Raw genomic sequence first — 11,412 nt, forward strand, 5'->3', positions numbered from 1 at the left:
TTCGAAAATACAACAAAAAGACAAACGCCAAAAATGACGTTTGTCTACGTTCTGAGAGTAGAAAAATTCTACTCTTCTTCATCTTTATTTTTGTTTTCAAGTCTTTCTTTAACTTCATCAAAAGATAAAGCATGGTTATCTTCTTCTGAATCTTCAAGAGAATCTACTGGCATCTTACCAGTCTCATAAATTGATTTAATTTGTGCTGCGTCAAGTGTTTCATACTTAAGCAAAGCTTCTGCAATGAGAGCATGGGTTTCTCGGTTTGCATTGATAATTTCAGCTGCTCTGTCGTGTGCCTCAACTAACAGTGATCGAATTTCTTCGTCGATAAGTTGAGCTGTATGAGCTGAGTAAGACTTCTCTGTCGTAAATTGACCTGGGTTCATCGCGTGGTTCCCCTCATATTGGACTGGTCCAAGTTTTTCACTCATACCATATTCAGTAACCATTGCACGTGCTAATTGTGTTGCCTGCTCAAAGTCGTTGGAAGCACCAGAAGTTTGAAGATTAAAAATAATTTCTTCTGCAACGCGGCCTCCCATCAAGCCCGCTAACTGTTCTTTTAGTTCATCTTTAGATGACAACATTTGATCTTCTTTTGGTAAAGAAATCATATAGCCGCCCGCACGACCTCGTGGAACAATAGTAACTTTGTGAACATCACGAGCACTAGAAAGTGTTAATCCAACAATCGTGTGACCAGCCTCATGGTAGGCAACAACTTTACGTTCATGTTCCGAAACTTGGCGATCTTTCTTAGATGGACCAGCAATGACACGATCCTCTGCTTCATCAATATCACTAGCATCAATCTTAGTCTTACTACGTCGTGCCGCAACTAAAGCGGCCTCATTCAAGACATTCTCTAAGTCAGCTCCAACAAATCCTGGAGTTTGCTGAGCAACAACCTTAAGGTTAACATCTTCAGCCAATGGTTTATTCTTAGCATGTACTTTCAAGATGGCTTCACGACCTTTTACATCTGGGCGTCCGACAAGAACTTTACGGTCAAAACGTCCCGGACGTAGAAGAGCTGGATCAAGAACATCACTACGGTTGGTTGCAGCAATGACAATAATATTCTCATTACCATCAAACCCATCCATCTCTATCAATAATTGGTTGAGGGTTTGTTCTCGCTCATCATTGCCACCTCCCATTCCGGTCCCACGACGACGACCAACAGCATCAATTTCATCAATAAAGATAATAGCACGCTCTGCCTTTTTAGCATCTTCAAACAGACTACGAACACGACTAGCTCCGACACCGACAAACATTTCTACAAAATCAGAACCTGAGATGCTGAAGAATGGTACATCAGCTTCACCAGCCACAGCTTTAGCAAGGAGGGTTTTACCTGTTCCTGGAGGGCCTTCGAGGAGGACTCCTTTAGGAATACGTGCACCCAGAGCTTTATATTTACGTGGATTTTTGAGGAAATCTACTACTTCTACAAGTTCTTCTTTTTCTTCTTCTGCACCGGCTACATCTGTAAAGCGAACTTTAATATTTTCTTTTGACTGGGTTTTAGCACGATTACGGCCAAAGTTCATGGCACCGCGGTTACCACCTTGATTCATCATAAAAATGAAGAAAATAGCAATACCGATCAAAGGAAGAAAACTAAAGAGATACGAAATCCAGGTACCACTTGAACTTTCACGTATCATTTTGACATTAACATTAGCTTCTTCTGAAGCTGACTGTAATGCCTGCATTGTCGTTTCATTCTGAAGCACAGTTGATGTAAAACTTTGCGTCTCTGACGATGTTCCACTTAAAAATGGCAAACTTAGGTCATTATCAACCTTCTCAGCCTTTTTGTAGTTTCCTTTAACTTCAATGATACTACCATTAGGTTGAAAGGTAATTGATTCTACCTTACCATCTTCAATTTTCTTAACCAACTGGGTATAAGACAATTGTTGACTTGGACTTTGACTTCCTCCAGCAAAATACTGTACTGCCGTTACAACCGCAATAATCATTACGATGTATAGGAAAGCATTTCGTAAGAAGCCATTATTATTTTTATTATTCATAAGTTAATTAGCCCTTTACTTATTATAAATTTCTTCTTTTAGGACACCAACGTAAGGAAGGTTACGGTATTTTTCATCATAGTCTAGTCCGAAACCAACAATAAATTCGTTAGGGACATCATAACATACATAATCAGCATCAATATCCACGACACGACCCTCTGGCTTATCAAAAAGAGTTGCTATTTTTACTGAGCTTGCTTTGCGGTATTTGAACATGTCTCGAAGATAAAGGAGCGTACGACCCGTATCGATGATATCTTCAATAAAGATAATATCTCTTCCTTCGACATTAGTATCTACATCCTTAAGAATCTTTACTTCACCACTGCTGACAGTCCCGCCACCATAGCTGGAAACGACCATAAAGTCCATCTCAATATGTGTATCAATATGTTTGATAAGTTCTGCCATAAATGGAACAGCACCTTTCAACACACATACTAAAAGGGGATTTTTTCCTGCATAATCCCTTGTCAGTTGTTGACCTAGCTCTTTAGTTTTAGTTACGATATCCTCTTGGGAAAAGAGGATTTTTTTAATGTCTTTTTCTAACATTTGGTTTCCCTTTCTCGAAGTCAATATTCTCTTATTATACCACTTTTAATTCAATCATCGTTATTTTAACATGGTATTTGATTAGAATTTCTTATAAATGACAACAGTGCCATAAAGTATAGCATTTTCAGGTCTTTTTTTCAAATAGAGACGCCCCGCAACATAGATAAAAATAATCTGACCATCTTGTTCTCCTATAATAGCTTTTTGACGATCTTTCTCTGAAATTTTATTGTCTATGAACAATCGTCTTAATTTTTTGTGGTGAGTCCCCAAGTCAATCATATCACCTTCTTGTCTATGACGAATCACTATCGGGGCATCTGACCAAATATTAATAGTATCCACGTTAGAAACGTCATGTGGTTCAGAAAAAGTCAATTTGTGTTCCTCAAACACAATAGATTTTCCAAATTCTAGGAGGCTTGGGGGAGTTAGGCTGATCGACTCTTCTTTGGTTATTAAGAAATCCGTCTGTGTTTTGACTAATACATAACCATTTTTTAGTGGTAGCTTTCCTGAATTTTTTTTTCTTAGGTAACTCATCAATTGATTGAACTGACCTTTTGAAAGCTGTAAATCAGGAAAGGATTCTAAATAACTCTGAATAAGAAGGAGTTGAACAGCATCTGTTTGTTGTTGAAAAACAGACAAATCGGTTATAGTAATATCCTTCGTTAACTCCTCTAATGCTTTTCCCATAAGGGCAATCTCATCTGCTAGAAGACAAAGATGCTCCTTAAATTTAGGATTTTCCTGAGATAGAGTAGGGAGATATGTCAGTCTAATGCGATTTCGGAGATAGGTTAAAGAAGAATTACTCCTATCTTCAAAATGAAAGGTTGTGGGAAGTTGAGCTTTCGGAATATGCAAAAAGGGACGAATAATCTGACCAGTACCAAATGGTCTTACATCAAAAATCCCACTCAGATGTCTTAAACGACTTCCTCTCAACAATCTCATAAAAATTGTCTCAGCCTGATCATCAGCATGATGGGCTGTGACAAGAGCAGAGTAGTCAGCTTCTTTCATAATTCGCTTAAAAAAATCATAGCGAAAAGTACGGGCGGCATTTTCTGAAAACTTTCCTGAGAATGCGCTGTAGTGAAAAGGGACCTTATGTTCCTTTGCCCAATGACGTAAATAATTTTCTTCGTACTCCGACTCTTGCCGTTGCTTATGGTTAACGTGAGCGATGCCCAGCTGAATATCCAAATCTGTTTGATGGTTATACAAAAAGTGCAGCAAACTCATCGAGTCTGCTCCACCTGATACTGCTACTAAAATTTTCTTGTGCTGGTTAAAATAACCTTTTGCTTGCATCATTTGCAACAATTTTTCTGTCATTATTTTAAAATTCCATAAACATCATCTGCAATCGAGGTGATTTTGTCATAGCCTTCTTTATCTGTAAAAATCGATAGAATAAAGGGAGAATCTGTATAGACAATAGCGACATCATGTTTAAAGTCGTAGGCATCCCCTATTTTATGTGCAACAGGGACATCAATATTTTTTGAAATACGTTCGCCATCATAGTCTGTACTTGAAAGATAATTAATAATATCCCCATTTTGCCTATAAACAGCCTCCATCAAAGTACCTGCTGCTCTAGCAGTTAACTCTTTTTTATCCATATTCCATGAGGTTGCTGACGCCTTATCTACTGATTTTTGGAAGGAATTATCATACTGATTGGCTACATAATAACCTAAGATATTTGTCGCTACATTATCTGAATTTTGGGCTACAGCCTTTAACAAGTTTTCCAAGCTATAATTCTTGTCATCAGGCATCTTACTAATCTTTCCTGAGCCATCTGGATCATAAGCACCTGGAAAACCATTCACAGCAGAGGTATATTGATACTCATCGGATAATGATAATTTCTTTTGAGACAGACGTTCCTGTGCATAATAGAGTACACCTAACTTGGCTACGCTAGCTGCATACATGCTTTTTTCGTCATTGATAGCTGCTACGCGGTCTGTATCAAGCTGCTTGACATAAACTGAGATGTGCTCTTGATTGTTATACTTCTCATTAAGAACCTTCTGGACATCCTCGATACGATTATCCGTAGTTGACAAGTCAGAAGCATTAATCCACCCCTCTCCATCTGCTAAATAATAGGTTCCAGCATGGGTCTGGGCAACTCGGCTAACCTTTATCGGTTTGAAACTAGCGAGTTTAGTGTCAGCTGTTTCAGTTCCTAAAACGTAGGGTTCTTTATAAACTGTTAGACCATCTTTAGTCCAGAAGGTCATGTCTACTATTTTTTGATTATAGACACTATCATCAATAATTGACTTCTGACTAGCGGCTACATAATCACCATCTTGAAGTTGGAAAACAGGTTCACCATTAGCATTCCAAAAAATAGCAGAAATCGATAGTTTGGTATCTGCTTGGATACTAGTTTTAAATTCTGTTAATTCCTTGTTCTTATAAGTTAGGATAGTTGTTATCGTTCTTGGATTTTTAGGAATCTGTTTAAATTGACTCAAGCTAGCTGTAGTATTTTGAGACAACTTTTTGACCTGATTTGGAGTCAGAGTCTGCTCTTTCTCCATAGGAAGTAGTACTATAGGACTGGAGGATACAAGCACAGCAGTTGCAGCTATTAAGAGCTTTTTCATGCTTGTTTCTTCACCTCCTCTTTCCTCGGTACATCCGTTTTAAGTTGCTGATTTTTTTCTGATAGTTCCTCTAACTTAGCTTCTGAATAGGTTAAAAAAGTTTCTACAGTTTTAAGTAAATCTTTCATTAGGGTAATAAGCTTGGTACAGGATAGATAGACTCTCCTTCACGTGAATAGTAATACTTCGCACGCGCATATTTCTCCGCGAAAGCATCATCCTTAAGTTTCTTAGCCAAATCCTTTCGTTCCTTTGTCTGGTCTGACAATTTATCATAGTCTTTCTGTAATGACAAGACTTCCTTCTCTTGCTGTTTAATGTTCATATAAGTTTCAACTAGATTATAAGTTGGCAAGATAAAGAGTAAAACAACCACAAAGAGAATCCACCCCATGAAGCGATTCCTTTGTTCGTGTTCGGCACGCTCTAAACGTTGCTCTTGATTGGCATTATCAATGTAATCATTAGTAAGTTGTACAATATTAGGCTTCTTGCTCATCCACTTCAATCCTTGTTTCACTTATAATTTCATACATGTTTGCTGCATCTTCTTTTTTCGTACTGTCTTTCATTTCTAGAACACGAACAGTCAAAAGTTTATTTCCAAAACGAACTTCCACTTGATCACCGATTTTCAAATCTGTAGATGACTTAGCGAGTACACCATTTACTTTAATACGCCCTTTATCAGCTACTTCTTTAGCCACTGGACGGCGTTTGATAATTCGTGATACTTTTAAATATTTGTCTAATCTCAATGTTACTGTTTCCTTTTCGTTAGGATATCTCTTCTATGATAGCATTTTTTTTAGAAAATAGGTGACTAAAGCCTTTTCAAACACAAAAATAAGAGGATCGACACTAGTCGACCCTCTCAGGAGATTTATGAAAAAGAAAAGTTTTAGGATGTTTTATAGTATATAGAGACTTACTTAAACTTTCCTTAAGCTTCTTTTTTTTCTTTACGTTTTTTGATTTCCATAAATGTCTGACCAAAAATCTTTAATTCTTCAAGGATTTCATAGTCTTTCTTGTTACGAACATCAAAAATAATCTCTACTTTGCCTTGGTTATCACTAATTCTTGCCTTTAAATTCGTTTTAGAGATAGCTTCGAAATAGTCTTGTGTCAAGAAGAATTTTAGAGAAACTGTTTCGAAACGAACAATGATAGTATCGTTTTTACGCTCGACTAATTCTGCAAAGGCAGCATCTAAATAGGCCTTAACCAAGCCAATCTCAATGAGATAGGCAACTTGATTTGGATATTCTCCAAAGCGGTCAATCAGCTCATCCTGAAGGTCCTGATAGTCTTTCTGATTCTCAATTTCACGAATACGCTTATAAATTTCAATTTTTTGGCGCTCGTCAGAAATATAGTCAGAAGGGAGGTAAGCATCAATCTGAAGATTGAACTCTGCATTTCCTTTTCGACGAACCTGAGTTTTACCTTGACGCTTATTGATAGCCTCTTCCAAGAGTTGCGAGTACATTTCAAATCCAACTGAGTCGATGAAACCACTTTGCGAAGCACCGAGAATATTCCCAGCACCACGAATCGATAAATCACGCATGGCAATTTTGAAACCTGATCCCAGTTCTGTAAAGCCCTTAATAGCATCCAAACGCTTCTCTGAGACTTCCGTCAACACTTTGTCAGGACGATACATGAGGTAGGCATAGGCAATTCGATTACTACGTCCCACACGACCTCTTAGCTGATAAAGGGTAGACAAGCCCATATGGTCCGCATTCTCAATGAAAAGTGTATTAACATTGGAGATATCAATTCCTGTCTCGATAATGGTCGTTGCTACCAAAACATCGTAATCACCATTCAAGAAATCCAAGAGGGTATTCTCCAACATAACCTCACTCATCTGACCATGAACAAATCCGATACGTGCTTCAGGGACTAGCTCATGCAGTTCAGAAACTTTTTGATCAATGGTTTCAACACGATTATAAATATAAAAAATCTGACCGCCTCGGTCCATCTCTCTTAATATCGCTTCTCGAATAAGACCAGGATTGGTTTCCATAACATAAGTTTGAACTGGATAACGGTTGGTAGGTGCTGTCTCAATAATCGACAAATCACGAATACCTAACATAGACATATGAAGCGTACGAGGAATAGGGGTCGCAGTTAGAGTAAGGACATCAACTTTAGCTTTCAACTCCTTAAGTTTCTCTTTATGCTTCACGCCAAAACGTTGTTCTTCATCAATTACTAGCAAGCCTAAATCAGAAAACTTAACATCTTTAGACAGCAGGCGGTGGGTACCAATAATAATATCAATACGCCCTTTAGCTAGTTTTTCAATAGTCTCATTTTGCTCTTTTTTACTCCTAAAACGACTGAGTTCATCTACCTCAACAGCATGATTTTCAAAACGCTCTTTAAAATTCAAATAATGCTGATGGGCAAGAACTGTGGTAGGAACTAGGACAGCAACTTGCTTCCCATCATTGACCGCCTTGAAGGCAGCACGCATGGCTACCTCTGTCTTACCAAAACCAACATCACCAACCAAGAGACGATCCATGGGTTTGTCTGACTCCATGTCCGCCTTAATTTCCTTAATGGAACGCAGTTGATCCACTGTCTCAGCGTAGGCAAAATCATCTTCGAAATCTCTTTGATTATCATCATCCGTTGAAAAAGCAAATCCTTTAAGTTGACTACGCTCGGCATAGAGTTTTAAGAGATCATCGGCAATATCCTCTACTTGCTTACTTACTTTTTGCTTGGTCCTTTGGAAACGCCCATCATTAAGTTTATTAATTTTGGGCTCTTTACCATCTGCCGACACATACTTAGAGAGACTCTCAATTTGCTCAACAGGCAAAGAAATTGTAGCTGCATCCTGATATTGGATGGTCAAGTAGTCACGATGCACCCCTTTAATTTCAATTGTCTCAATGCCTTTAAATTGTCCGATACCATGAGTCTGGTGTACAACATAATCACCTTTTTCAAGTTCATTATAGTCTTTAAGACGCTCAGCATTAGAAACATGGCTAGCACGCGTACGACGTTTTACTTTTTTATGAAAAATTTCACGTTCAGTGACCAGAACAACCTTTTCATCTGCAAAATAAAAACCGTTCGATAAGTTTCCTAGGACTAGTTGAGCCTTATGAGGTATCAAATCTCCAAAGCTACTAAGAGGTAAATCTAGATTGTACTCTTCCAAGGTTTCCTTCAAAGATTTGAGCTGCTTCTCAGACCCTACTTGTAAAATAACCGTTGCCTTATTCTTAGTATAACGATGAATTTCGTCAATCAGTAGTGGAAATTGGTTGAAAAACTCCTGCATAGGGTATTGTGTGAATTGATACAACTTATCAAATTTAAGATTTCCTAATCCCTTATGAAAATTAGAAAAGAAGCTAGCTGGCTGATAGTTACGTAAAGTCTTAAATGAATCCACAAAGTAGTTTAGATGACTCAGAGACTTGCCCTGATGAAGATCCTCAGTTAAAAGATTAGCTACTTCCAACTCAAGACGTCCGTGACGGTCCACTATCTTTTGAAAATCATCAATGAATACAGGGGTTCCCTTTGGAAGATAGTCAAATAAGGTATAAGCTTTGTCATAAAAGAGAGACAAAAACTTACGTAAATCTTTATGACGGTAACCATCAATCGTCACTGATAGAACTTCCTCAAGATAAGCCTTATGAGGACCGTCTGACTTCGAGACTGCACTTTTCAGGACATTCTCGGCACGTTGGTAATCTTCTCTTGTTAAAATAATGTCATCCGCCGGTGAAATGATAACATGGTCTAAATTGTTTAAAGATTTCTGATTATCGCTATCAAACTGACGAATACCATCAATCTCATCTCCAAAAAACTCTAAACGGTAGGGAAACTCTGCAGTCAGTTCGTAAATATCTAAAATATCGCCCCTACGACTAAACTCACCAGGTGAAATAACTTGCTCTACTTTTTGATACCCAATATGCGTTAGATGTTTATTGAGAGCCTCTAAATCATGTTCCTCCCCTAGTGTTAAGTCTATGCGAGAGTCCTTATAAACCTTAGGATTAGGCAAATGTAACTTAGTACCAACTAAACTCGTAACTAAGACCCCACTCGCCTCTTTATCCATTAAAAAGTTAAGACTTTCAAGACGGGAATGAGTTTTTTCTGGTGAAGCAAAGATAAATTCAGCAGCTGATACATCATCCGCAAAAAAAGAATAAACCTTATCCTCTCCTAAGATAGCTGACAAATCTCCTACTAATTGCTCAGCTTCATTTTGTGTTGAGGTAACTATAAAAATCTTAGGAACCTGATTAGAAAGGGCAGATGCCATAACAACTGCCTTACTAGAACCAGAAAATCCCATGACCAATTGCCTACTCAATAAGCTTACCTTATCACGCCACTCAAGCAATTGATGATTCTTCTCAAAAAGCTCTAAGATCGTATTAGCCATTATAGCGCCTCATGGTGTCTTCGAAATCATTTGTTTTTAGGTAATGATTGAGGGCTCTCTCTACCTTGTCTAAAGTAAGTAAAATTGTGGCATAATCGTCTTCACTAAATTTTCCAAGAACATGATTAACGACCGTCATTCCTTTCTGTGGACGACCAATACCAATTTTTATACGATCAAATTCTTGAGTTCCAGTTTCAGCAATGATAGATTTAATACCATTATGACCACCTGCTGAACCTTTTTGACGAAAGCGCAATTTCCCAACTTCCATATCTAAATCATCGTAAATGACGATAAAATCCTCCATAGGAATATTGTAATAAGCTAGCAATGCTCTCACAGCTAGACCAGATAGATTCATAAAAGTTGTTGGTTTAACAAAATAAACTTTCTCACCGTTTAAAAAGGTTGAAGCCACTTCAGCCTTAAAAGTCTTTTCCTCAGAAAAGGTTAAACCTAGTTCTTTAGCCATTAGGTCGATAGCCATGAAACCAACATTGTGACGTGTCTCATGGTATTTTGAACCAGGGTTTCCCAATCCAACTACTAATTTTGTCATTATTTCTCCTCTTTGATAAACAGCAAAAGGACTGAAAAATACTTTTCAGCCTTGTGCACTATTTTTTATTTTCTAAACGTTGAAACGGAATTCCATGATGTCGCCATCTTGGACAACATACTCTTTTCCTTCTTCACGAAGGCGTCCAGCTTCTTTAACAGCTTTCTCAGAGCCATATTTAATCAAATCATCATACGACATTGTTACAGCGCGGATAAAACCTTTCTCGAAGTCAGAGTGGATAATCCCAGCTGCTTGTGGAGCCTTGATCCCTCGTTTAAAGGTCCAAGCGCGGACTTCTTTTTCACCGGCAGTGAAGTAAGTTCCAAGACCAAGCAAATGATATGCTGCGCGTGTTAGTTTATCGACTCCTGACTCTGTCAAACCAAGGTCTTCCAAGAACATCTCCTTATCTTCATCATCCAACTCAGAAATTTCTTCCTCAACACGAGCCGAAATAACCACTACTTCTGCATTTTCAGTCGCTGCAAACTCACGAATTTGCTTCACGTAATCAATATCATCAGGATTTGCGACCTGGTCTTCATCAACGTTAGCCACATAAAGCACTGGTTTCGTTGTCAAGAGGAAGAGTCCCTTAACAATTTTTTGTTCTTCCTCAGTAAAATCAATTGTACGGGCAGACTTACCATCTTCTAGAACTGGTTTAATCTTTTGAAGAATATTAAACTCTGCCACAGAATCTTTGTCTTTTTGAGTACGAGCGATCTTTTCGACACGCGCATAACGTTTGTTAATTGACTCAAGGTCAGCCAAAATCAATTCTAGGTTGATTGTATCGATATCAGCCATCGGATCCACAAAGGCATCCTCACGCCCTTGTTCACGCATAACATTTTCATCATCGAAGGCACGAACGACATGGACAATCGCATCCACTTCACGAATATTAGCCAAGAACTTATTTCCAAGACCTTCACCCTTTGACGCTCCTTTTACGATACCCGCAATATCTGTGAACTCAAATGTAGTTGGAACTGTCTTTTTAGGTGTGATAAGTTCAGTCAATTTTGTCAAACGTTCATCTGGTACTTCAACCATACCAACGTTCGGATCAATTGTTGCGAAAGGATAGTTAGCAGCCTCCGCACCTGCTTTTGTAATTGCATTGAAAAGAGTTGATTTACCAACGTT

At 38.2% G+C, this 11,412-nt stretch carries 10 protein-coding genes; all 10 read right to left on the reverse strand.

Going from position 1 to position 11,412, the window contains the following annotated elements; genetic code table 11:
• Positions 1 to 68 precede the first annotated feature (68 nt).
• Positions 69 to 2,048 carry an ATP-dependent zinc metalloprotease FtsH gene (gene ftsH, locus RWZ99_RS07545; protein WP_314677593.1) on the reverse strand — a complete coding sequence of 660 codons (1,980 nt, stop codon included), beginning with the start codon at positions 2,046 to 2,048 and terminating at the stop codon, positions 69 to 71.
• 15 nt (positions 2,049 to 2,063) lie between these two features.
• The gene (hpt, locus tag RWZ99_RS07550) at positions 2,064 to 2,606 is read right to left on the reverse strand and encodes a hypoxanthine phosphoribosyltransferase (protein WP_314677595.1); all 543 of its coding nucleotides are present in this window, start codon (positions 2,604 to 2,606) and stop codon (positions 2,064 to 2,066) included.
• Between the two features lie 81 nt (positions 2,607 to 2,687).
• Positions 2,688 to 3,953 carry a tRNA lysidine(34) synthetase TilS gene (gene tilS, locus RWZ99_RS07555; protein ID WP_314677596.1) on the reverse strand — a complete coding sequence of 422 codons (1,266 nt, stop codon included), beginning with the start codon at positions 3,951 to 3,953 and terminating at the stop codon, positions 2,688 to 2,690.
• Positions 3,953 to 5,245, reverse strand: coding sequence for a serine hydrolase (locus RWZ99_RS07560; RefSeq protein ID WP_314677598.1), 1,293 nt, complete (start codon positions 5,243 to 5,245; stop codon positions 3,953 to 3,955). The genes tilS and RWZ99_RS07560 overlap by 1 nt, the downstream gene beginning before the upstream one ends.
• A complete protein-coding gene (locus RWZ99_RS07565; protein ID WP_314677601.1) occupies positions 5,242 to 5,373 on the reverse strand; it encodes an SP_0009 family protein in 132 nt (43 codons plus the stop codon). The genes RWZ99_RS07560 and RWZ99_RS07565 overlap by 4 nt, the downstream gene beginning before the upstream one ends.
• Positions 5,373 to 5,744, reverse strand: coding sequence for a septum formation initiator family protein (locus RWZ99_RS07570; protein ID WP_002886276.1), 372 nt, complete (start codon positions 5,742 to 5,744; stop codon positions 5,373 to 5,375). The genes RWZ99_RS07565 and RWZ99_RS07570 overlap by 1 nt, the downstream gene beginning before the upstream one ends.
• Positions 5,728 to 6,003: an RNA-binding S4 domain-containing protein gene (locus RWZ99_RS07575; protein WP_314677605.1), complete on the reverse strand. Its 276-nt coding sequence runs from the start codon at positions 6,001 to 6,003 to the stop codon at positions 5,728 to 5,730. Before RWZ99_RS07575 ends, RWZ99_RS07570 begins: the two co-directional genes overlap by 17 nt.
• 185 nt (positions 6,004 to 6,188) lie before the next feature.
• On the reverse strand, positions 6,189 to 9,695 hold the full coding sequence (mfd, locus tag RWZ99_RS07580; protein ID WP_314677608.1) for a transcription-repair coupling factor: 3,507 nt from the start codon (positions 9,693 to 9,695) through the stop codon (positions 6,189 to 6,191).
• Positions 9,688 to 10,257, reverse strand: a complete 570-nt coding sequence (gene pth, locus RWZ99_RS07585; protein ID WP_314677611.1) for an aminoacyl-tRNA hydrolase — start codon at positions 10,255 to 10,257, stop codon at positions 9,688 to 9,690. Before pth ends, mfd begins: the two co-directional genes overlap by 8 nt.
• A gap of 72 nt (positions 10,258 to 10,329) precedes the next feature.
• Positions 10,330 to 11,412, reverse strand: a 1,083-nt coding sequence (gene ychF / locus RWZ99_RS07590) for a redox-regulated ATPase YchF (protein ID WP_314677614.1), incomplete at its 5' end; no start/stop codon positions are given.

The organism is uncultured Streptococcus sp. (assembly GCF_963545685.1).
In the GTDB taxonomy this organism is placed as follows: domain Bacteria; phylum Bacillota; class Bacilli; order Lactobacillales; family Streptococcaceae; genus Streptococcus.